This is a genomic window from Streptomyces erythrochromogenes, from assembly GCF_036170895.1.
Lineage (GTDB): Bacteria > Actinomycetota > Actinomycetes > Streptomycetales > Streptomycetaceae > Streptomyces > Streptomyces erythrochromogenes.
This window is the reverse complement of record NZ_CP108036.1, coordinates 6933401-6956032: the sequence shown is the minus strand read 5'-3', so window position 1 is coordinate 6956032 and position 22632 is coordinate 6933401. Positions and strand designations below refer to the sequence as shown.

Here is a 22632-nt window from a genome sequence, read left to right as displayed (position 1 = left end):
TGCGGGCTTCGCTACGGGCTCAGGTGCGGGCGAAGTCGGCCGTACGGGCGAGCTCGACGCTGAGCTCGTCGACGGCGTCGTCGGGGACGAAGGGTTCGGGGGCGGGGCCCATGCCGAAGAAGTGGGCGAGGGCGGCGACGGTGCGCTCGGTGGCCTGTCCGTCGCCGTACGGGTTGGCGGCGTTGGCCATCCGGTCGTAGGCGACCCGGTCGCGCAGCAGCTCCAGGGTGTGGGCGACGATCCCCTCGGTGGCCGTGCCGACGAGGCAGGCGGTACCGGCGACAATGGCCTCGGAGCGCTCGGTGACGTTGCCGAGGACGAGCGTGGGCTTGCCGAGGGCGGGGCCCTCCTCCTGGCTGCCGCTGCTGTCCGAGACGATGATGTCGGCGCGGCCCATGAGCTTGCAGAAGCTGAGGTAGGGCAGCGGGTCGGTGACGGTGATGCCCGGGTGGTTGCCGATGTGCGGCAGGAGCGCCTCGCGGACGACGGGGTTGCGGTGGAGCGGTACGACGACGCGCACGCCGGGCTCGTCGGCGATGCGGGCGAGGGCCCGGCCGATCTCGGGCAGGTGCGGCCAGGCCTCGCGGCGGTGCGCGGAGGCCAGGACGACCCGCCGCGGGTCGCTGTCGAGGTCGGCCAGGGCCGGGTCGCCGTAGCTCTCCGCACGGCCGCTGGCCCAGCGCAGGGCGTCGATGACGGTGTTGCCGGTGACGGTGACGGTGTCGGCGGCGATGCCCTCGCGCAGCAGGTTCGCCAGGTTGCCGGGGGTGGGGGCCAGGTGGAGTGCGGCGACCTGCGCGACGAGCCGTCTGTTGCCCTCCTCGGGGAAGGGCGAGCCGAGCCGGCCGCTGCGCAGTCCGGCCTCGACGTGGACGACGGGGATCCGCAGGTGGAAACCGGCCAGGGCGCCGGTGAGGGTGGTGGCGGTGTCCCCGTGGACCAGGACCGCGTCGGCGGGCGAGGCGGCGAAGTAGTCCTCCAGGCCGCGCAGCGAGCGGTAGGTGACCTGGGAGAGGGTCTGCTTGGGCGCCATCACCTTCAGGTCGACGTCGGCGGTGAGGCCGAAGGCGTCGAGGGTCTCGTCCAGCATCTGGCGGTGCTGGCCGGTGGAGATCACGACGGGCTCGAAGCGCGGGTCGTCCTGGAGGGCGCGGATGACCGGCGCGAACTTGATGGCTTCCGGCCGGGTGCCGAGGACTACGGCGACGGAACGCATGGCTTCCTCTTTCTCTCTGGCGCGGTGGGAATCGCGCCGTGGCATGGCGGGGGAAGGGGCGCGGCACGGCGGTGCCGCGGGCGTGTCTGAGGGGTGTGCGAGGGTGCGGCCAGGGGATCGGATCGCTCTGCGAGGGGCCCTTTTCGGCTGCCCTCTTCCGGCCTGCAATCAGCTTTCCCGGAGCCGCCCGGACAGTCAACGAACCGCCTCGGCCACTCGAACACCTGGCCGGGAACGCCAGAAGCCCCGCACTCCGGGGAAGGGAGTGCGGGGCTTCTGAGCAGGGATGACGGTCGCGGGACCGCGGGCAGGGTCGCGTGGGGGACGCCGGACCGCCGGCGGTCACCCGCCGGCCGTCATCCGTCCGGGATCAGCCTCGGGCAGGCTTGATCGACATGGAGTGGCGGAAGAAGTCGGACGGGTCGTAGCGCTTCTTGACCTGCTGCAGGCGCGGGTAGTTGTCCTTGTAGTAGAGGGTCTGCCACGGCACGCCGGACCGGTTGCGGCGTGGGTCGGTGATGTCCCGGTCGGGATAGTTGATGTAGCAGCCGTCGGTGCTGTCGTCGATCAGGGGCACGCCGCCGGTCGCCGAGAAGAAGTCCTCGTACAGGTCGCGCAGCCATCCCAGGTAGAAGGCGTCCTCGCTCTCCTCCTGCCAGAAGGTCTGGAAGCACATCTTGAAGATGGACGACCGCTGCGCGTTGGCCGTCGCGTCGGGTGCGACGGCGTTGACCTGGCCGCCGAAGGAGAACAGCACCAGCATGGTGTCGGGGTTCTTGAAGTCCGGCCGGCTCATGTACCGGTAGAGCGCGGAGATCTGGTGGTCGGTGAAGTTCTTGCGCATGTACGCGGACTTGTGCGCGCCGCGCGAGGTGGGGTTGGTGATGGTCGGGTTGTTGGTGCCGACGAGCCGGGTCGCCTGGAGCCAGGGCAGTGTTCTGGGCTCGGCGAACTGCGGCATGGCGGGCAGTTCGCCGGTGGCGCGGGTCAGTGCCTTGGGGGTGATCCCCGTACCGGCGGTGATGGCCGCCACGTAGTCGTCGAGCAGCTTGCGCGCGTTCGGCACGGTCGCGTCGACCTGGGTGAACATGCCCACGCTGCCGTGGGCCTTGGAGCTGACGTTGAACAGGCTGGAGAGGTTGCGGTAGGGGCTGTCGGGTGCGCTGTGGGCGGCGTGCCAGGCGCCGAAGTTCTTCAGGAGGCGGGTGAACTTCGCCTCCGTCAGCTGTTCCCAGGGGAAGTCGAGGGCGCTGACGAGGACCTTCGACGGCGGCGATATCAGCTGCTCGGAGGGCTCGGAGCCCTTCGCGCCCGGGGAGCGGAACCAGTAGCGGGTCACCAGGCCGAAGTTGCCGCCGCCCCCGCCGGTGTGCGCCCACCACAGGTCGCGGTGGGGGTCGTTCTTCTCGCGGGTGGCGACGACGGTGCGGACGCCGCCCCGGCCGTCCGTGACGACGACCTCCACGGCGTAGAGGTGGTCGACGACCAGGCCGTGGGCCCGGGAGAGGAGCCCGTAGCCGCCGCCGACGATGTGCCCGCCGGCTCCGACGCTGTAGCAGATGCCGCCGGGTATGGTGACGCCCCAGCCCTTGTAGAGGGCCTCGTACACGTTGATCAGGCGGGCGCCCGCCTCGACGACGAAGGCGCGGCGCGCGGGGTCGTAGCCGACGTGGGTCATCTCCGAGAAGTCGATGATGACCTCGGTCTCGGGGTGGGCGGCGAAGTCGGCGAAGCAGTGGCCGCCGCTGCGCACGGAGACCCGCTTGCCGGCCCGGACGGCGTCTCTCAGGGCCCGTTCGGCGTCCGCGGTCGAGCGGACCATCTTGACGTAGTCGGGGCGGGCGACGAAGCGCTGGTTGTTGCCGGTGGTGAGCATCTCGTAGCGCGGGTCGCCCGGGCGTACGACGGCTCCGGTCCCGGCGGCCGAGCCGGGCGCCGCGGAGGCGGCGGGATCCGTGGCCGCTGCCGCGGGGCCGGCGAGCGCGCCGGCCACCGCCGCGCCTCCGACGACGGCCGCGCTGCGGGTGAGCATGGTCCGGCGATCGACACCGTTCATGGGACTACCTCGACTTCTGTTCGACGATGGGATGGGTGCCGTGCCCGGCACCGGCGGAGGGGTGCTGCGCGGGGAGTGGTGCAGGGAGGGGCCGTTCGGCGGGAAGCGGGCGCGGTCCTCGGCCGCTCCTGCGGTCCAGGTGGCCGGAGAGGGCCGCGGTGCCGAGGCCGGCGGCGGCGAGTCCGGCGCCGATCCAGGTCGGCGAGGTCCAGCCCAGGCCGTGGGCGACAGCGAGGCCGCCGAGCCAGGCGCCGAGGGCGTTGCCGAGGTTGAAGGCCGCGATGTTCGCCGCGGAGGCGAGGGCCGGGGCCCCGGCCGCCTGCTGCATCACGCGTGCCTGGAGCGGCGGCACGGTGGCGAAGCCGATCGCCCCGAAGGCGGCCAGGGTGACCGCGGCGGGCAGGGCGGCCCTCGACGTGAAGGTGAAGACCACCAGCACCAGGCAGAGGCCGCCGAGGATGAGGTACAGGCTGGGCATGAGGGAGCGGTCGGCGGCCCGGCCGCCGAGTACGTTGCCCACGCACAGCCCGACGCCGAAGAGGACGAGGAGCCAGGCGACCGCACCGTCGGAGAAGCCGGCCAGTTCCGTCATCATCGGGGCGAGGTAGGTGAAGGAGGCGAAGACGCCGCCGAAGCCGAGGACCGTCGTGGTCAGGGCCAGCCACACCTGAGGCCTGCGGAAGACGGCGAGTTCGCCGCGCAGGGCCCCGCTCTGCGGCGCGGGCTGCGCCGGGACCAGTGTGATGAGGGCGAGCAGTCCGACGATCCCGATGGCGGTGACCGCCCAGAAGGTCGAACGCCAGCCGAACTCCTGGCCCAGGAAGGTCCCCAGGGGCACGCCGAGCACATTGGCCAGGGTGAGGCCGGTGAACATCAGGGCGATGGCGCTGGCCCGCCGGTCGGGGGCCACGAGGTCGGCGGCGACGACGGAGCCGATCCCGAAGAACGCGCCGTGCGTGAGGGCCGCGATCAGCCGCCCGCCCATGAGGGCCGCGTAGTCCCCGGCGAGGGCGCAGAGCAGGTTGCCGGCGATGAAGATAGCCATGAGCACGACAAGCATGGTCTTGCGGGGAAGCCGGGCACCGGCCGCGGTCATCAGCGGTGCGCCGACGACCACGCCCAGGGCGTATCCGGTGACCAGCATGCCGGCGGAGGGGATGGACACGGACAGGTCGTCGGCCACCTCGGGGAGCAGGCCGACGATGACGAACTCGGTCGTCCCGATCCCGAAGGCGCCGACCGCGAGGGCGAGGAGGGAAGCACGCATCGGCCTGGTCAGATCTGCCGCAGGGCGCCGCCGTCGACGCTCCATTCGGCGCCGGTGACCTGGCCCGCCAGGGGCGAGAGCAGGTACGCGATCACGCCCGCGACGTCTTCGGGTGTGCCGATGCGGCCGCTGGGCAGTCGGCGCACCTCGCGGATGAAGTGGTCGACGGCCTCGTCCGCGGGGAGCCCGAACCGCTGGCCGAGCTGGTCGGCGAAGCCGCCGGGCGCGTCGAAGAGCGCGGTCCGGGTGGGCCCCGGGGAGACGACGTTCGAACGTACCGCCCGTGCGCCGAACTCCGCGGCGAGGGACTTGGACAGGGACAGCAGCGCCGTCTTCGAGGCGGCGTAGTCGACGATGCCGGGGTCGGGGTAGCGGGCGGCCTCGCTCGCCACGTGCACGACGGAGCCGGCTCCCGACTCCAGGAGCGCGGGCAGTGCGGCGCGGGTCATGCGGACGGCCGAGTGGAAGTTGACCTCGAAGGTGTTCTTCCACTGCTCGTCGGTCACGTCGAGGAAGCCGGTACGGGATTCCAGCGCGCCGACGTTGTTGACGAGGCCGTCGAGCCGGCCGTGGCGCGCGGCCACGGCGTCCGCGACCTGCCGGGCCGCGGCGGGATCGGTGAGGTCGGCGGCGAGGGTGCTGACCCGGTCGCCGAGGGCTTCGGTGCTCCACGGCTTGCGGGCGACGCCGACGACGGTGGCGCCTTCGGCCGCGAGGAGGCGGACGGTCGCCTCGCCGATGCCGGACGACGCGCCGGTGACGAGGTACACGCGGTCTTCGATATGGAGGTCCATCGGGTTCCTTGAGAAGGAGGGAGGCGACCCCGGCACGGTCGACGGGAGCGGTCTGACGACCGTGCCGGGGCGCTTCCCGGAGGGAGGGGAATCTCTTCGGCCGGGAAATCAGCCGGCGGCGGCGACGTCCTTCGCGGCCTTGGTGCGGAGGAAGAGGACGGTGGTGAGGATGCCGACCACGACGATGGCGGTGTTGACGATGACCGCGGTGGTGATGCCGGCATGGATGTCGGTGTTGGCCGCGGCGACCGCGGACATGATGGGCGTGCCCATCGTGATGCCGATCTGCTGCGTCATCGTCGCCAGACCCGTCGCCATACCCTGCTCATGGTCCGGCAGACCCGTCGTCGCGGTCACCATGAACCCGACGATCACCAGCATGTTGCCCACACCACCCGCGAACGTCGCAACCAACAGCAGCCACATCGACGCCGACGTCTCACCCAACGCCACCAGGCTCAACGTCGCCACCGCCTGCAGCACACCACCGACGATCAACGTCGACCGCGTACCCACCGCACCGATCACCCGCGGCGCGATCGAACCACCGATCACCGTGCCCACACCCAGCACACCGAACGACAGACCCGCCGTCAGCGGCGAGAAGTCCAACACCTCCTGCAGATACAGCGTCATCAGGAACACCAGACTGGTCTCCGTCAGAAACGCGACCAGACCCGCGATGTTCCCCCACGCGACCGTCTTCTTCTTCAGCACAGAAACCGGAACCAGCGGAGCCGAACTCTTCGACTCGATCGCATAGAAGACGATCAGCAGCACCACACCCGCAGCCAGCCAACCCAGCGCAGACGGCGCACCCCAACCGTGCTCACCCGCCTGCGTCAACCCGTAAATCAGAGCCAGCAAACCCAGGGTGACGGCCGTCGCCCCCGGCACGTCCAGCTTCGGACGCGTCGCCGGACGCGACTCCTTGATCACCGTCGGAGCGATGAACAACACCGCGAGCGCCACCGGGACGTTGATGAAGAACGCCCACCGCCACGACAACAGATCCGTGAGCACTCCACCCAGAATCGCGCCCGTCGTGAACCCCGCCGACATCAGAGCACCGTTCAGACCCAACGCCTTCTGACGCAAGGGCCCTTCGGGAAACGACGTAGTGAGCAGGGACAGACCCGCCGGCGTCACCGCGGCGGTCGCCAGACCCTGGAACACCCGCGCCGCGATCAGCATCTCCGGCGACGTCGCCAGACCACCCACGAGCGAGGACAGGCCCAGCACCGCAAGGCCCACCAGGAACAGCCGCCGACGCCCGAACAGGTCCGCAACCCGCCCGAACAACAACGTGAAACCCGCAGCACACAACGCGAACGACGTCGCGATCCACTGCAGATTCGACAACGAGAAACCAAGCCCGTCACCGATCACCGGCAACGCCACATTCAAAATCGAGAAATCCACCGCCAGCATGAACTGCGCCACCAGCAGCACCACGAGCACCAACCTCAGGCGCCCGTCCAAACGGGCCGGCACCTCCCCCGCACCCGCATCAACCCGCGCACCCTCGACAACCGACATCGCCAGACTTCCTTTCCGACACACACATGAACGGGGCCTTCCAGCAGGGAAGGCCGGTATTGGGGGGTGGAGGACCGCTCAGGTACGGGCCTCCGCCGAGGCGCGGCGGCCCAGTTCCTCCGACAGTTCCTGCCAGTCGCGGGCGCACTGCGCGGCAGCGGCGGCAGCGGTCTCGGCGCGGTACGGGGGCACCGCGGCGACGATCCGCTCCCGCTGGCGCAGACCGCTCACCTGGAGGTCGAGCATGCGCAGCAGCAGCCTGCCCGCCTCGCTGAGTCTGAGCAGGGGGTCCTTGCAGAGGCCGGTGACCAGCGCGGGCAGCGGTTGCCCGCGGGCCCGTCCCCGGTCCGCCGGCCGGGCCGGCGGGGACGGTGCGCTGCCGGAGCGCCGCTGCCCCGCCGGTACGGGGTCCTCGCCCTCGCCGATCCGGCGGCGTACGTCCCGTACGGTCGAGGGCGCGATGCCCGCCTCCCGTGCGATCTGCCGCAGGGAGGCGGTGGGCCGGCCCGCGAGCAGCCGGGCCGCGGCCTCCCGGCCGCGGGCCGGATCGGCCGGCCTGATGCGCCCGTCCCGGCCGACGCGGCCCGGCGGTTCGTGCTCCGGCGCCTCCCGGCGGCGCAGCGCGGCGACGGTCTTGGCCGCGAGGCCGGTCCGCCCGGCGATCCCGCGATCGGACCAGTCCGGGTGGGACCGCAGGATGCGCAACGCCGCGCCCGTCCGTTCCGCCTGGGTCAGCGGGAGTCCGTGGCTGATGTTGGCCTCGACCGAGAGGACGAACGCGTCCTCGGCGCTGCCGTCGAAGTACGTCACGCCGACGGTGTCGCGGCCCCTCAGCACGGCCGCCCGCAAGCGGTGCGTCCCGTCGATGATCCGCATCGTGGGGCGGTGCACGAGCAGCGGCGGCAGTGTCCGGCCCGAGTTCGCGAGAGCCTGTGCGTGGCTCTCGTCCACGGGGACGGTGCGGGGGGAATCCGCGGCGAGCAGTGCGCCGACCGGCACCTCTGCGGCGGAGCGGGGGGTCCGCTTCGCCGGGTGTCCTGCGTTCGAGTCGTCCATGGTTCACCTCCCTTCGTGCACTCGCTGCCTGGGGCGCCGCACCTTTCGCCGGGCCCGAAGAAGAAATTACGTAATTACCGTTCGGTAACCTACGGAGCGGCCGAACCCTGTTGAGATTTGGGCAAGTTGGCGGAGTCGGGGCCGGTCAGGTGGGCGACCGCGGAACTTCCCCGGTCGCCCACCGGTCGGCTGATCAGACCGGCGCGAGCTCCTCCGCACGCACGAACTCCCTTAGCCAGGACAGGAATTCGGGGCCCAGGTCCTCGCGCTCGCAGGCGAGCCGGACCGTCGCGCGCAGGTACTCGGCACGGTCCCCCGTGTCGTAGCGGCGGCCGGAGAAGACCACGCCGTGCACGGGGCGTCCGGCGCGCACCAGGGTGCGCAGGGCGTCCGTGAGCTGGATCTCGCCGCCGCGCCCGGGGCTGGTGCTCCGCAGCACCTCGAAGATCTCGGGATCGAGGAGGTAGCGGCCGATGATCGCGAGGTTGCTGGGGGCGGTGCCGGGCTCCGGCTTCTCCACCAGCTCGGTGATGCGCACGCCATCGCCGCCGGCCGCCGACTGCTCGACCGCGGCGCATCCGTACAGGTGGATGGCGTCCGAGTCCACCTCCATGAGGGCCACGACGCTGCCGCCGAGCCGGGCGCGGACCTCGGCCATCCGGGACAGCAGGGGATCCCTGGGGTCGATCAGGTCGTCGGCCAGGAGGACGGCGAAGGGCTCCCGGCCGACGTGCGGCGCGGCGCACAGGACGGCGTGCCCGAGGCCCTTGGGGTCCCGCTGGCGCACGTAGTGGATGTCGGCGAGTTCGGTGGATGCGCAGACGCTGTTGAGTTTGTCCTGATCACCACGGCGCTGGAGGGCCTCCTCCAGCTCGTAGTTGCGGTCGAAGTGGTCCTCGAGCGGCCGCTTGTTGCGCCCGGTGACCATGAGGATGTCCGACATCCCCGCCGCGACCGCCTCTTCCACCACGTACTGGATGGCGGGCTTGTCGACCACCGGGAGCATTTCCTTCGGGGTGGCCTTCGTCAGCGGGAGGAATCGTGTTCCGAGTCCCGCGGCGGGGATCACTGCCTTGGTTATCTGCGGAGGCGTGGAATTCATGCCGCTGACGCTAGACGGCGCCTCACGCCGGCGGCCGTAATCCCCGCGCATTTCCGCCTACTTGGGCATTTCCGCTTCCGGGCGGGCCGCGACGCGCCGCCGGATGAGGCACCACAGTTCGCCGAGCTCGCCGACGACCGCGCCGGGGCGGTCCTCCCGGTCCCGGCGGGCCCGCGCGACGACGCCGCCGACCAGATGTCCCGTCAGCTGAGTGAGCGGGCGCGGGTCGACCTCCGGATGGAGCTGACCCTCTTCCGCGGCCTGTTCCAGCAGTTCCTCGACCTCCGGGAGCCAGCAGCCGCACCACTCGGGGCCGGCGCCGACGCGTTCCTGGGTGAGCCGGGCCGCGGCGCGCACGGCCGCGTCGGTCTCGATCAGCCGGCCGAGGGCCAGGACGAGCGAGGAGACGGTGTCCAGCGCCGGCCCTCCGCGGGCCGTCACGCACTCGACCACCCTCCGGGTGGCGGCCCGACCGGAATCCTCGACGGCGGAGGCCAGTTCCCCCTTCGCCGAGAAGTGGAAGGTGACGGCCCCGATCGAAATACCGGCCGATCTGCTCAGCCGGGAAAGCGACGTCCCCTCGTATCCGTTGCGGTCGAATTCGGCGGCGGCCACCGAGATCAGATGATTACGGGTGCGCACGCCGCGCTCTTGCTTCACCACTGCACTACCACTGCCATCCGGTTCGTTCCTCACTCACCCCCGCGCCCGGCACGGGGACGACCTCCAGCGTCGCCCCGGTGCCGACCGCGCACAACGGCTACTTGACGAAGAAGCGACCATGCCCCGCCGTCCCGCGCCGCCCGCGTCGGGGGCGGGCGGCGTCGTACCTCCAACGTGCCCAAGTCGCCGCGGGGAAGCCATACTTTAGCTGGAAAACAAAACGAACGTTCTGTATTCTCTTGGCTGTCATGGCGCACACCGATGTCCGCACTGGAGGGGAGACGACAGATGACGGCGCACATGAGGACCAGAGCCCTGGCTGCCGGCGGCACCGCCCTGGACGAGTTCACGGAACGCCTCTTCGGCCACTTACCGAGGGCCGACCAGCGCAGATGGGCCCGGGTCTACTTACAGGGCCTGCTCACCACCCCGGGCAAGAAGTCCGTCCGCAGGCTCGCGGCTTCCGTGACCGCGTCACCCACCGCGTCCCAGTCCCTGCAGCAGTTCATCAACGCGAGCCCGTGGGAGTGGGATCCGGCCCGCGCCGAGCTGCTCCGCTGGGTGGAGGAACGCCACCCGGTGCACGCCTGGACGGTCGGGCAGGTCTGCTTCCCCAAGCGCGGTGAGCACTCCGTCGGCGTGCACCGCCGCTTCGACCCCGCCGCCGGACGCATCGTCAACTGCCAGTTCGGCTTCGGACTCTTCCTCTCCCTGGACGGCCTGAGCGTGCCCGTCGACTGGCGGCTGGTGCTTCCCGACTCCTGGTCGGTGGACCCCGCCCTGCGCCGCCGGGCGCGGATCTCCCCCGCCGTGGCGCACCAGACCCCGGAGTCACTGGTCCTGGAGCTCGTCGATTCGATCGCCGCCCGTACCTCGTCGGTGCGCGCCCCCGTGGTCGCCGACCTCAGCCGCCTCGGCGCGGCCGCCGCGCTGATCGGCATGCTGGGCCGGCGCGGCCACGACTTCCTGGTGTCCGTCCCGCCCGCCCTCGCCGTCTGCGCGGCCGGACCGGGCCACAGGTCCGAGCCGGCCCGGCCGGCCGCGTACGCCACCGCGGCGTACGCCACCGCCGGGCACGCCACCTCGGCGGGCGACCTCGCGCGGCGGGGCAACACCAGCCATCCGTACGCGGCGCCGCTCACGGGCCGTGTCGCGCGCCCGCAGCCACTGCGCATCCAATCGGCCCTGGTCCGGGTGCCGGGCGCCGACCTGGCGGTCCCGGGCGCGCAGCAGACGTACCGCCTGTTCGGCGAACGGCGCCCGGGGCCCGGGGCGCCGGGCGCGAGCGGTGCGGTCTGGCTCACCAACATGAGCCGCCACCGGATGGACGACCTGCTGCGGCTGGTCCGGCAGTCGGGCCGGGCCGCCGCCACGCTGGGCGCTCTGGCCGACGACTTCGGGCTCCTCGACTTCGAGGGGCGCTCCTTCCCCGGCTGGCACCACCACATGACCTTGATGTCCGCCGCGTACGCCTACCGGGGCCTGTTCTCGTCCGGCTACCGCCAGGTGGCGTGCAACAACGGCCTACCCCGCCGAGGGCGGCGGGGTGCCGAGGTCCGGGGTCGGAGCGGGGACGATCTTGAATGAGAGGAGGGGAACGCCGATGATCACCTTCCCGGGTTCCATCGGTGTCCGGTCCCGCGGAGCACCCGCGCACGCGTCGGCCTCGTAGATGAACACCGACGTGTTGGTGTGGTTGGCCACTCCGGGGCGCCACAGTATGTGCGGGCCCGCGCCGGAAAAGCGCGGGCCCCGCTTCGGTGCGTCAGCCGCGGATGAGGGCCAGGGCCTCGTCACGGACACGCGAGAGGGTCTGCGCGTCACGGGCCTCGACGTTCAGACGCAGCAACGGCTCCGTGTTCGACGCACGGACGTTGAACCACCAGTCCGCACCCGTCACCGTCAAACCGTCCAACTCGTCCAACACCACACCCTCACGGCCGGCGAACGCCTCCTTCACCGCCGCCAGACGGCCCGCCTGGTCCGCCACCGTGGAGTTGATCTCCCCCGAACCCGCGTAACGGTCGTACGAGGCCACCAGCCCCGACAGCGGACCCTCCTGGCCACCCAGAGCCGCCAGCACGTGCAACGCCGCCAACATCCCCGTGTCCGCGTTCCAGAAGTCCTTGAAGTAGTAGTGCGCCGAGTGCTCACCACCGAAGATCGCACCCGTCCTCGCCATCTCCTCCTTGATGAAGGAATGACCCACCCGCGTACGAACCGGCGTACCGCCGTTCTCCCGCACCACCTCCGGCACCGACCAGGAAGTGATCAGATTGTGGATCACCGTGCCCGACCCGCCGTGACGCGCCAGCTCACGCGACGCCACCAGAGCCGTGATCGCCGACGGCGACACACCCACACCACGCTCGTCCACGATGAAACAGCGATCCGCATCACCGTCGAACGCGATCCCCAGATCCGCGCCCTCCGCCAACACCCGCGCCTGCAGATCCACGATGTTCTTCGGATCGAGAGGATTCGCCTCGTGGTTCGGGAACGTCCCGTCCAGCTCGAAGTACATCTGCGTCACATCCAGCGGCAGACCCTCGAACACCGTCGGCACCGTGTGACCGCCCATGCCGTTGCCCGCGTCCACGACCACCTTCAACGGACGGATCGACGCCAGATCCACCAAAGACCGCAGGTGCTCCGCATACCCCTTCAGAGAGTCCTGCTCCGTCACCCTCCCCGGCACCGTCCCCGCCGCAACCTCCGGGGCACCCTCCTCCAGCCACCCCTCCACCAGCGACCGGATCTGCGACAGACCCGTGTCCTGACCCACCGGAGCCGCACCCGCACGACACATCTTGATCCCGTTGTACTGCGCAGGATTGTGCGACGCCGTGAACATCGCACCCGGCAGACCCGACGAACCCGACGCGTAATACAGCTGGTCCGTCGAACACAGACCGATCAACGTCACATCCACACCACGCGCCGCCGCACCCCGCGCGAACGCCGCCGACAAACCAGGCGACGAAGGACGCATGTCATGCCCCACCACGATCGCCGAACCACCCACGACCTCGACGAAAGCACCACCGAACAGCTCCGCCAGCGACTCGTCCCACTCGTCCGGCACAACGCCACGCACGTCATACGCCTTGACGATGTTCGAAAGATCTGCGGGCATTTCCACTCCTCCACAAGGTTCTCGGGATGACCAGGACCGGCTCTGTCCGGGACGCTACCCGCCCCCTTCCCCGCCACGGCCCGTCCGCCCCCATCCCGTTGAGGCTTTGGCAGATCTCCGTCACCCCGGGGTGACGGCGCCCCTCTCCCGGTACCAGGGCGCCGCCCGGCCGAGCCGGTCCAGCGGACCGGGTCCCGGATCGATGCCGGCGAGCCGCCACGCCGCGTCCGCGCGGTACCAGTGGTCCCGCGCCAGCAGGGTGAACTGCCGCTCGCTCACCCAGCCCGGGGTGGCGGCCAGGGCCTCCAGGCACCTGCTCCAGGGCCAGTCGGCGGCGGGCCGCTCCGGCAGCACCCCGTGTCCGGCCAGGGCGTGCATGAGGTCCCGGTTGCGCACCGGCTCCGGGTGGTGGGCGTGCAGGACGCCCGTCGCCCCGGCCGCGGCGCCGTTCCCGAGGGCGAACGCCGCGAGGAGCCTCGCCAGGTCGTCGACGTCGACGAAGGAGGCCAGCCCGGCTCCCCCGTCCCACTGCGCCGGCACCCGCCGGAAGGCATCGGCGAGGGCCGGTACGACCCATCGGTCGCCCCTGCCCAGCACCAGCCCGGCGCGCAGCACCAGGCCCCCCGCGGCGAGCACGGACGCCTCCCCCGCCAGCCGGCTCACGCTGGCCGGCGAGACCGGGGCGGGCGTCAACTCCCCCGCTTCCGCTCCGCGGTGCGGTCCCGGACCGTAGACGGCGCACGTCGACAGGTGGACGATGCGCCGCACGCCCGCGCGCCGCGCCTCCGCCATCAGGGCTTCGGTTCCGGCGGAGTTGACCGCCTCGCAGCGGCCGGCGTCCGGTCCGACGTAGGAGGCCAGCGAGAGCAGGACGTCGGCGCCTTCGCACACCCCGCGCAGGGAGGCCGGGTCCGCCAGGTCCGCGCCCACCCGGTGTGCGGCGCCCGCCCCGGCGGCGGGGGCCGGCGTACGGGACACCAGGCGCGGCACGACCTGCGGGTACCGCTCGGCCAGGTGGCGCAGTACCGCGGATCCGACGAATCCCGTAGCCCCGGTCACGACGACCTGACGGCCGGTCACCCCTGCTGCTCCGGCCCGGCCGCCTCCAGCGTCAGGCGCAGGCCCTTGCGGGTGTCCTCGGTGGCGACGGCGGGCAGCAGGTAGCGCCAGAGCGAGGCGATGCGCTGCGGCAGGTCGGCCCGGCCGGTGGAGACCTGGGAGAAGAGCTGTGCGCCGGTGAAGGAGCTGACCAGAACCCAGGCCAGTTCGTGGTCGTCGACGTCCGGCTGGAGCTCGCCCTTGGCCCGGGCGAAGCGCAGCTGCTGGCGGAACTCGAGGACCCAGGCCTGGTAGGCGACGTCGTCGCGCAGGCCGAACTCGCCCTGTTCCACGGCCAGTCGTACGCCGGCGCGGAGCACCGGATTGTGCCGTAGCTGCTCCGCGAGGTAGAGCGTGATGTCCACCAGGCGCTGGAGGCCGTCCTCGCCCGCGGGGAACTCCAGGCCCTCGCCCTGACCGACCATCACGGCGTAGGCGAGCTCCTCCTTCGAGCTGAAGTGGAAGTACATCCCGCCCTGCGTGACGTCCGCCCGCTTCATGATCTTGCTGATGCTGGCTCCGCTGAAGCCGAACTCGTCGAAAACCTCCGCGGCGGCGCGCAGGATGGCCGCCTTGGTCTGAACTGCCCTTAGTTGCGGGGCTCGTTGCTGCTTCCGTTCTGACATGTGCACCTAACCTTCTCGACAAAAAAAACGAACATCCTTTATTTTAGGACCCAGCGCCGAACAAGCACCAGCTCATGTCCGACGTTCCAGGGGGGCTCAACCAATGACCGTCTCAGCCACTCACTCCACTTCGCCCGCAACCGCCTCGCTCAGCAGCGCCTTACCGCGGGAGTACGTGCACAAGAGCGCGCACTCCGAGGTCCTGCTCACCGGATGGCGTTCCGTCGCTCCCGACGAGTACGTCGTCACCGCCCAGTGGCCCCGCGCCCACAGCTTCTACTCGCCCGACGCGGGCCACCACGACCCGCTCCTCCTGGCCGAATCCGTCCGCCAGGCCATCCCGCTGCTCAGCCACGTGGCGTACGAGGTGCCCTTCGGCCACCGCCAGATCTGGGACACGTTCAGCTACTCGGTCAACCCCGCCGCGCTCGCGGTCGGTTCGAGACCCGCCGACATCATGCTCCACATCCGCTGCTCGGGCATCGCCCGCCGGGGACGCCGGCTCGCACGCCTGACCATGCACGTCACCGCCACCCGCGACGGGGAGTTCCTGAGCACCGCCGAGGCCGGTTTCACCAACCAGCCCGAAGCCGTCTACCAGCGCCTGCGCGGCGGGAACGGCGACCTCGACCAGGTGACCTCCCGCGTCATCCCGCTCCCGCCGCCGATGACGCCCCGGCGGGTGTGCCGCGACCGCTTCCACGACGTGGTCCTCTCCCCGACCAGCTCCACGCACCGCGCGCAGCTGCGGGCCGACATCAACCACCCGATCCTCTTCGACCACCCCGTCGACCACGCCCCGGGCATGCTGTTGCTGGAGGCCGTGCGCCAGGCCGCGTACGCCTCCGCCTTCCCCCGCCGCGGTGTCCTGACCGACATGGAGATGCGGTTCTTCCGCTACGCGGAGCTGAACGCGCCCTGCTGGATCGAGACGACCGCGCTCCCCGACCGTACGGCGGCACCGGACGGCCGGCGGCTTCCCGTGCGGGTCGTGGCCCGGCAGAACGGCGAGGAGGTCTTCACGGCCACGGCGGCGATCACCACCATGGCGCCCGCGCCCCAGCGGCTCTTCTCCGCGCCCTGACCTTCCCCCAGGAGGGCCGCACCACACCCCCCACGCGCACGACGAAGGCGCCTGCCCGGGCTCTCCCCGGGCAGGCGCCTTCCGTTTCCCCTCGGACCCTTCGGGTCCCCCTCGGGTCCCTCAGACCTTGCGGACCACGCTGGACTTGAGCTGCATCTGCCCGAACCCCTCGATCCTGCAGTCGATGTCGTGGCCGTCCACGCCCTCGACGAGGCGGATGTTGCGCACCTTGGTGCCCGCCTTGATGCCGGTCGGACTGCCCTTGACCTTCAGCCCCTTGACGACCGTCACGGTGTCGCCGTCGGCCAGCACGTTGCCGACGGCGTCCTTGATCACCCGCTCCTCGGGGGTCTCCCCCGGTCCGGCGGAGGTCGGCGGCCACTCGTGCCCGCACTCGGGGCAGATCAGCAGCGAGCCCATTTCGTAGGCGTAGGCACCCGCGCACTCGGGGCAGGCTGGCAAGGGGTTCTCAGTCACCCCGTCAGTATATTTCAGGCTCCATCGCCCCAGATCGCCCGCGTGTCCGGCGGTTCTGCCGGCCCCTGCCGGCCCGCCGGTCCGTCGGTCCGCCCCTCCAGGAGGTCCTTGTGTCTGCCGCATCGAGTTACGCGTCCGGGGTCGGCGAAGTGCCGCTGCTCGGTGACACCATCGGCGAGAACCTGGACCGGACGGTGCGCAGGTTCCCCGACCGCGACGCCCTCATCGACGTGGCCGCCGGCCGCCGCTGGACGTACGCGGAGCTGGCATCCGATGTCGACGCCCTCGCGCTCGGGCTCCTGGACCTGGGCATCGTGAAGGGCGACCGCGTCGGGATCTGGGCCCCCAACCGCGCGGAGTGGACGCTGGTGCAGTACGCCACGGCCAGGATCGGGGCGGTCCTCGTCACGGTGAACCCCGCCTACCGCTCCCACGAACTGGAGTACGTGCTGCGGCAGTCCGGCATCCGGCTGCTGGCCGCCGCGGACCGCTTCAAGACCTCCGACTACGCCGCCATGATCGATGAGGTGCGCCCGCGATGTCCGGCCCTGGAGTTCGTGGCCCTGCTCGGCGGCCCCGTGTGGAACTCCCTGCTGGAGCGAGGCCGCCAGGGCGACCCGGCCGACCTGGCCCGGGCACAGGCCGCGCTCAGCCCCGACGACGCCGTCAACATCCAGTACACCTCCGGGACCACCGGGTTCCCCAAGGGCGCGACCCTCTCGCACCACAACATCCTCAACAACGGCTTCTTCGTGGGCGAGCTGTGCCACTACACCGAGCAGGACCGGGTATGCATCCCGGTCGCCTTCTACCACTGCTTCGGCATGGTCATGGGCAACCTCGCCTGCACCAGCCACGGTGCGGCCATGGTGATCCCCGCGCCGTCCTTCGATCCGGTGGCCACCCTGGCGGCGGTGGAGTCGGAGAGGTGCACCTCCCTCTACGGCGTCCCCACGATGTTCATCGCCGAGCTGGCGGAGCCCGGCTTCGACGCGTACGACCTGTCCAGCCTGCGCACCGGGATCATGGCGGGCTCGCCCTGCCCGGTCGAGGTCATGCGGGAGGTCATCGAGCGGATGGGCATGACCGAGGTGTCCATCTGCTACGGGATGACGGAGACCTCGCCCGTGTCGACGCAGACCCGCGCCGACGACTCGGTCGAGCGCCGGGTGTCCACCGTCGGCCGCGTCGGGCCGCACCTGGAGGTGAAGGTGGTCGATCCGCGGACCGGGCGGACCGTGCCCCGCGGCGAGCCGGGAGAACTGTGCACCCGCGGCTACTCGGTGATGCTCGGCTACTGGGAGGAACCGGAACGCACCGCGGAGGCCGTCGACGCGGCCCGCTGGATGCACACGGGCGACCTGGCCGTCATGGACGACGACGGGTACCTGAGCATCACCGGCCGGATCAAGGACATGGTGATCCGCGGCGGGGAGAACCTCTACCCGCGGGAGATCGAGGAGTTCCTCCACACCCACCCGGACGTCCTCGACGTCCAGGTCATCGGGGTGCCCGACCCCAAGTACGGGGAGGAGCTGATGGCGTGGGTGCGGATGCGCGAGGGGGCCGAACCGCTGACCGCGGACGCCGTCCGCGCGTACTGCGCGGGCCGGCTGGCCCACTTCAAGATCCCGCGCTACGTGCACGTCGTGGAGGAGTTCCCCATGACCGTCACCGGGAAGGTCCGCAAGGTGGACATGCGCCAGGAGGCCCTCCGGCTGCTGGAACTACCCTCTTAGAACGGCGCGTTGCGGCTCACGCCACCGCCGTCCTTGCCCGATGATCTTTCATGGGCGCGTCGCGGCCGCACCGTCCGGCCGACCGCGACGCCCCGCCCCTGCCTTCCCTTCCCTGCCGACTGACCACCGACCAGAGGAACACCGTGCCGCTGCCCGTGAACCGACGTCTCGCCCTGACCGCCGCCCTGCTCGCCGTGACCGCCGCCGTCGCGCCCGCGACCACCGCCCGGGCCGCCGGGACCGCCCCCGATCTCGAAGCGCTGACCCAGGCGCTGCGCAACACGACGGCCGCCGGAGCGCCCGGCGCCATGGCCCGCTTCAGCGGCCCCGACGGGGTCCGCACGCGGGCCGTCGGCGTACGCGACAAGGCCACGGGCGCGGCCATGGACCCGCAGGCCCGCTTCCGGATCGGCAGCGTCAGCAAGACCTTCTCCTCCGTGGTCCTGCTCCAGCTGGTCGGGGAGAAGAAGATCGACCTGGACGCCCCGGTCAACCGCTACCTGCCCGGTCTGCTGCCCGACGACCGGATCACCGTGCGCCATCTGCTGACCCACCGCAGCGGTCTCGCGGACTACACCGACGCCATGTTCGAGCACACCGTCCCCGGCTTCGAGGCCGTGCGCAACCGGGTGTTCAGCTACCAGGAGCTGCTGGACCTCTCGCTGCGGGAGCCCAGGACGACCGAGCCCGGGGTGGCGTACAAGTACTCGAACACCAACTTCGTCGTCGTCGGGATGCTCATCGAGAAGGCCACCGGCAACCGGGTGGGCAAGGAGTACGAGCGGCGCATCTTCAAGCCGCTGGGCCTGCGCAACACCACGTACGTGCACCCCGACACGAAGATCAAGGGGCTGCACGCCCGCGGCTACCTCCACCCCGACGAGGCCGACGCGCCGCTGGTCGACTCCACCGAGCAGACCGTCTCGTGGGCCCAGTCCGCCGGAGCGGTGATCTCCAGCCCGGCGGACCTGAACACCTTCACGTCCGCACTGCTCGGCGGCCGGCTGCTGGCCCCGCGGCTGCTGGACGCCATGGTCGCCGCGACCCCGACGGACACCACCAACACCCGGTTCTACGGGCTGGGCCTGCGCCGCTACGACCTCTCCTGCGGCACGTCGGTCTACGGGCACACGGGCACGGTGCAGGGCTTCTACACGTACGCCTTCTCCACGCGCGACGGCCGGCGCAGCCTGTCCGCCATGGCGAACACCTCCAACAAGGGCGTGGCCAACACGGCGCTCGGCGGCACCCTCGAGGCGGCGTTCTGCGGCAAGCAGACCGAGAAGAAGGGCGCCCGCGGCTTCGGCTTCGCCCCGGCCGAGATGGACCTGCCCGAGCACAACGCGCGCTGACGCCCGCTGACACCCGGCCGGACGGCCGCCGCCGGGGCGCCTCAGCCGGTGCCCACCACGTCGTCGCAGGCGGGGCAGACCCGGTCCGCGTACCCGGCCTCGTACCACGTCGGGCCGGGCTGCCCCGCGGGCCGCTGCGGGGCGGCCCGCATCGCGAAGGTGTCCCTGCCGCAGAAGGTCCGCGGACCGGGGACACCGGGCATCCCGGGGGCCGTGGGCGCCGCGTGCACGCGTACGACGACCACCTCGCCGCCGGCGTCCGCGGGCCCGCCGGCGTGCGCCGCCACCGGGTCCTCCACCTCGTACACCACGGCCATCGCGCTCATACCCCCGACGGTAGGCCGTCCCCGCACCTCCCGCCTCCCGGCCACGCCGGACCCGCCGTCCGTGCCGGATCTCGCGATCGGAGCGCCTGACGAATCATCAGGTCATCTGTCCCGGACTCTTGACTCCGTCGGCGCCAGTGGCGATTCTCGACCCACCGTTTGCGGGTTCATGACAAATCAGTGTCTCCCTGTGGCCGTCGCGTCCCCGAACGGATCCGGCTCCTCCACCGCGCATCCGCTGACCGAAGACGTGAGTGATGACCATTTCCCGACACGAACACCCCAGGCGCAGTCCGATCGCGGTCCTGTCATTGCTCCTCGCCGTGGTGGCGATGGTGCTCGGCCCCGTGCCCAGCTCCGCCGCCGACAACCCCGGCTGGTGGAATCCGGTGGCGCGGCCCGCACCCGACTCCGAGATCAACGTCACCGGCGAGCCCTTCAAGGGCACCGACGCCCAGGGACGGGTCCGCGGATTCGTCGACGCGCATGACCACCTGATGTCCAACGAGGGCTTCGGCGGGCGCCTCATCTGCGGCAAGCCCTTCTCCGACATGGGCGTGGCCGACGCCCTCAAGGACTGTCCCGAGCACTACCCCGACGGCACCCTGGCGATCTTCGACTTCATCACCAAGGGCGGCGACGGCAAGCACGACCCCAACGGCTGGCCGACCTTCAAGGACTGGCCCGCCCACGACTCGCTCACCCACCAGCAGAACTACTACGCGTGGGTCGAACGGGCCTGGCGCGGCGGCCAGCGCGTGCTCGTCAACGACCTCGTCACCAACGGCGTGATCTGCTCGGTCTACTTCTTCAAGGACCGCAGCTGTGACGAGATGACGGCCATCCGGCTCGAAGCGCAGAAGACCTACGACATGCAGGCCTACATCGACAAGATGTACGGCGGCCCCGGAAAGGGCTGGTTCCGGATCGTCACCGACTCCGCCCAGGCCCGCGAGGTCGTCAAACAGGGCAAGCTGGCGGTCGTCCTCGGGGTCGAGACCTCCGAGCCCTTCGGCTGCAAGCAGATCCTGGACTTCGCGCAGTGCAGCAAGGAGGACATCGACCGGGGCCTCGACGAGCTGCACAAGCTCGGCGTGCGGAGCATGTTCCTCTGCCACAAGTTCGACAACGCCCTGTGCGGGGTCCGCTTCGACCAGGGCGCGCTCGGCACCGCGATCAACGTGGGCCAGTTCCTGTCGACCGGCACCTTCTGGAAGACCGAGAAGTGCACCGGCCCGCAGCACGACAACCCCATCGGGCTCGCGGCCGCACCCGCGGCCCAGAAGGAGCTCCCGGCAGGGGTGTCCGTGCCCTCGTACGCGGCGGACGCGCAGTGCAACACCCGAGGTCTGACCGATCTCGGCGAGTACGCGGTGCGCGGGATGATGAAACGCAAGATGATGCTGGAGATCGACCACATGAGCGTCAAGGCCGCCGGCCGGGCCTTCGACATCCTGGAGTCCGAGTCCTACCCGGGCATCATCTCCTCGCACAGCTGGATGGACGACAACTGGACCGAGCGGCTCTACAAGCTCGGCGGGTTCGTCGCCCAGTACATGGGCGGGGCCGAGGGCTTCAGCGCCGAGGCCAAGGCCAAGAACGCCCTGCGCGACAAGTACAACGTCGGCTACGGCTACGGCACCGACATGAACGGCGTCGGCGGTTGGCCCGGCCCCCGCGGGGCCGACACCCCGAATCCGGTCCGCTACCCGTTCCGCAGCACCGACGGCGGCTCCGTCATCGACAAGCAGACCACCGGGCAGCGCACCTGGGACCTCAACACCGACGGCGCCTCGCACTACGGCCTGGTCCCGGACTGGATCGAGGACCTGAGGATCGTCGGCGGCCAGGACGTGGTCGACGACCTCTTCCGCGGCGCCGAGTCCTACCTCACCACCTGGGGCTCGTCCGAGAAGCACAAGGCCGGGGTGAACCTCGCCGCGGGCGCGTCCGCCACGGCCAGCTCCTCCGAGTGGAACCCGTTCACCAGCTACGCCCCGTCCCGGGCCGTGGACGGGAACACGGGCACCCGCTGGGCGAGCGACTGGAGCGACGACCAGTGGATCCAGGTCGACCTCGGCGCGGCCAACCTGGTCAAGCGCGTCACCCTCGACTGGGAGCGGGCGCACGGGCAGGCCTACCGCATCGAGCTGTCGGGCGACGGCGCCAACTGGCAGTCCGCGTGGTCCACCACCGCCGGTGACGGCGGTCTGGACACGGCCCTGTTCACCGGCACCACGGCCCGCTACGTTCGCGTCCACGGGGTGCAGCGCGGCACCAAGTGGGGCTACTCGCTCCACGAGGTCGGCGTCTACAGCAGCTGACGCCCTTCACGTCCCCGCGTCCGGGGCCGGCCGGATCCGCCGATCCGGCCGGCCCCGGATGCCTTTGCCCGACAGCACCGCACCGCACCGCACGGAACGAAGGGAACGACGCCCATGGCACGGATGCCGTCGGCCGAGCGACGCCGCCAGCTGACCGAGGCGGCGATCCGCGTGATGGCCCGCGACGGCGTCGCCAGGGCGACGACGCGCTCGATCTGCGCCGAGGCCGGCGTCTCGCTGAGCGTCTTCCACTACTGCTTCGAGTCCAAGCAGGCCCTGCTGGAATCCGTCATCGCGGCGATCACCGAGCACGGCATCACCGTGGCGCGGGAGGCCATCCGGCCGCGGGCCACCCTCCGGGAGACCATCCGGGCCGGCTTCCAGGCGTACTGGGACCACGTCGCCGCCAACCCGGGCGAGCACATGCTCACCTACGAGCTCACGCAGTACGCCCTGCGCCGACCCGGGTTCGAGCACCTGGCGCGGCGCCAGTACGAGCTGTACTCCGACACCTACACCGAGCTCATCGAACAGCTCCGCCGGCTCATGCCCTTCGAGCTGCGCGTACCGGTGCACGTACTGGCGCGCTACCTGGCCGCCATGACGGACGGTCTGACCCTGGGCCACCTCGTGCTCGGCGACGCCACGGTCTCGGCGGCCCTCCTCGACATGATCACCGACCACGTCGCGGGGCTCACCGAGACCGCGGGCGGGGCCGCGGACGGGGACCGGGCGCACTCGCCGGAGTACGCCGGCCCCCCGCTCTCCATATGACGG

General features: G+C 71.1%; 19 protein-coding genes. 6 read left to right on the top strand and 13 right to left on the bottom strand.

The window, feature by feature from the left end:
• Positions 1-19: 19 nt before the first annotated feature.
• The 8 genes from wecB to OHA91_RS31870 all read right to left on the bottom strand — a co-directional run bounded on the left by wecB (position 20) and on the right by OHA91_RS31870 (position 9672).
• Complete coding sequence (gene wecB, locus OHA91_RS31905) at positions 20-1216, bottom strand: non-hydrolyzing UDP-N-acetylglucosamine 2-epimerase (protein ID WP_031155390.1); 1197 nt, start codon at positions 1214-1216, stop codon at positions 20-22.
• Positions 1217-1586: 370 nt separating this feature from the next.
• Positions 1587-3272 (bottom strand): FAD-dependent oxidoreductase, encoded by a 1686-nt coding sequence (locus tag OHA91_RS31900; protein WP_266503408.1) that lies wholly within the window; start codon positions 3270-3272, stop codon positions 1587-1589.
• A 4-nt stretch (positions 3273-3276) separates the two neighbouring features.
• The gene (locus tag OHA91_RS31895; protein ID WP_051893508.1) at positions 3277-4539 is read right to left on the bottom strand and encodes an MFS transporter; all 1263 of its coding nucleotides are present in this window, start codon (positions 4537-4539) and stop codon (positions 3277-3279) included.
• Positions 4540-4547: 8 nt separating this feature from the next.
• Entirely contained in the window at positions 4548-5333 is a 786-nt protein-coding gene (locus OHA91_RS31890) for an SDR family NAD(P)-dependent oxidoreductase (protein WP_031155396.1), read from the bottom strand.
• A 108-nt stretch (positions 5334-5441) separates the two neighbouring features.
• The gene (locus tag OHA91_RS31885) at positions 5442-6872 is read right to left on the bottom strand and encodes an MFS transporter (protein ID WP_266503404.1); all 1431 of its coding nucleotides are present in this window, start codon (positions 6870-6872) and stop codon (positions 5442-5444) included.
• A 78-nt stretch (positions 6873-6950) separates the two neighbouring features.
• Positions 6951-7928, bottom strand: a complete 978-nt coding sequence (locus OHA91_RS31880) for a ParB/RepB/Spo0J family partition protein (RefSeq protein ID WP_408059198.1) — start codon at positions 7926-7928, stop codon at positions 6951-6953.
• Between the two features lie 193 nt (positions 7929-8121).
• A complete protein-coding gene (gene galU / locus OHA91_RS31875; RefSeq protein ID WP_328740490.1) occupies positions 8122-9030 on the bottom strand; it encodes a UTP--glucose-1-phosphate uridylyltransferase GalU in 909 nt (302 codons plus the stop codon).
• A 57-nt stretch (positions 9031-9087) separates the two neighbouring features.
• Positions 9088-9672: a TetR/AcrR family transcriptional regulator gene (locus OHA91_RS31870; protein ID WP_266503401.1), complete on the bottom strand. Its 585-nt coding sequence runs from the start codon at positions 9670-9672 to the stop codon at positions 9088-9090.
• Positions 9673-9981: 309 nt separating this feature from the next.
• Here OHA91_RS31870 and OHA91_RS31865 point away from each other — a divergent pair, with 309 nt between their 5' ends.
• On the top strand, positions 9982-11280 hold the full coding sequence (locus tag OHA91_RS31865) for an IS701 family transposase (RefSeq protein WP_063835626.1): 1299 nt from the start codon (positions 9982-9984) through the stop codon (positions 11278-11280).
• A gap of 178 nt (positions 11281-11458) precedes the next feature.
• On the opposite strand, the gene OHA91_RS31860 is transcribed toward OHA91_RS31865, so the two are convergent.
• The 3 genes from OHA91_RS31860 to OHA91_RS31850 all read right to left on the bottom strand — a co-directional run bounded on the left by OHA91_RS31860 (position 11459) and on the right by OHA91_RS31850 (position 14553).
• On the bottom strand, positions 11459-12829 hold the full coding sequence (locus tag OHA91_RS31860; protein ID WP_266503397.1) for a phosphomannomutase/phosphoglucomutase: 1371 nt from the start codon (positions 12827-12829) through the stop codon (positions 11459-11461).
• A 120-nt stretch (positions 12830-12949) separates the two neighbouring features.
• Positions 12950-13909 carry an NAD-dependent epimerase/dehydratase family protein gene (locus OHA91_RS31855; RefSeq protein WP_328740488.1) on the bottom strand — a complete coding sequence of 320 codons (960 nt, stop codon included), beginning with the start codon at positions 13907-13909 and terminating at the stop codon, positions 12950-12952.
• Positions 13906-14553 carry a ScbR family autoregulator-binding transcription factor gene (locus OHA91_RS31850; protein ID WP_030855796.1) on the bottom strand — a complete coding sequence of 216 codons (648 nt, stop codon included), beginning with the start codon at positions 14551-14553 and terminating at the stop codon, positions 13906-13908. The genes OHA91_RS31855 and OHA91_RS31850 overlap by 4 nt, the downstream gene beginning before the upstream one ends.
• Before the next feature lie 103 nt (positions 14554-14656).
• On the opposite strand from OHA91_RS31850, the gene OHA91_RS31845 reads away from it, so the two are divergent.
• The gene (locus tag OHA91_RS31845) at positions 14657-15637 is read left to right on the top strand and encodes a ScbA/BarX family gamma-butyrolactone biosynthesis protein (RefSeq protein ID WP_031150119.1); all 981 of its coding nucleotides are present in this window, start codon (positions 14657-14659) and stop codon (positions 15635-15637) included.
• A 120-nt stretch (positions 15638-15757) separates the two neighbouring features.
• Here OHA91_RS31845 and OHA91_RS31840 read toward each other — a convergent pair whose 3' ends face one another.
• Positions 15758-16114, bottom strand: coding sequence for a zinc ribbon domain-containing protein YjdM (locus OHA91_RS31840; RefSeq protein ID WP_031150117.1), 357 nt, complete (start codon positions 16112-16114; stop codon positions 15758-15760).
• 110 nt (positions 16115-16224) lie between these two features.
• Here OHA91_RS31840 and OHA91_RS31835 point away from each other — a divergent pair, with 110 nt between their 5' ends.
• On the top strand, positions 16225-17853 hold the full coding sequence (locus tag OHA91_RS31835) for an AMP-binding protein (protein WP_328740487.1): 1629 nt from the start codon (positions 16225-16227) through the stop codon (positions 17851-17853).
• A 155-nt stretch (positions 17854-18008) separates the two neighbouring features.
• Positions 18009-19205, top strand: coding sequence for a serine hydrolase domain-containing protein (locus tag OHA91_RS31830; protein ID WP_408059197.1), 1197 nt, complete (start codon positions 18009-18011; stop codon positions 19203-19205).
• Between the two features lie 41 nt (positions 19206-19246).
• On the opposite strand, the gene OHA91_RS31825 is transcribed toward OHA91_RS31830, so the two are convergent.
• The gene (locus OHA91_RS31825; protein ID WP_031150110.1) at positions 19247-19531 is read right to left on the bottom strand and encodes a hypothetical protein; all 285 of its coding nucleotides are present in this window, start codon (positions 19529-19531) and stop codon (positions 19247-19249) included.
• Positions 19532-19788: 257 nt separating this feature from the next.
• Here OHA91_RS31825 and OHA91_RS31820 point away from each other — a divergent pair, with 257 nt between their 5' ends.
• Positions 19789-21855 (top strand): galactose-binding domain-containing protein, encoded by a 2067-nt coding sequence (locus OHA91_RS31820; RefSeq protein WP_328740486.1) that lies wholly within the window; start codon positions 19789-19791, stop codon positions 21853-21855.
• 114 nt (positions 21856-21969) lie between these two features.
• Positions 21970-22629 (top strand): TetR/AcrR family transcriptional regulator, encoded by a 660-nt coding sequence (locus OHA91_RS31815; RefSeq protein ID WP_078959250.1) that lies wholly within the window; start codon positions 21970-21972, stop codon positions 22627-22629.
• Positions 22630-22632: the final 3 nt, after the last annotated feature.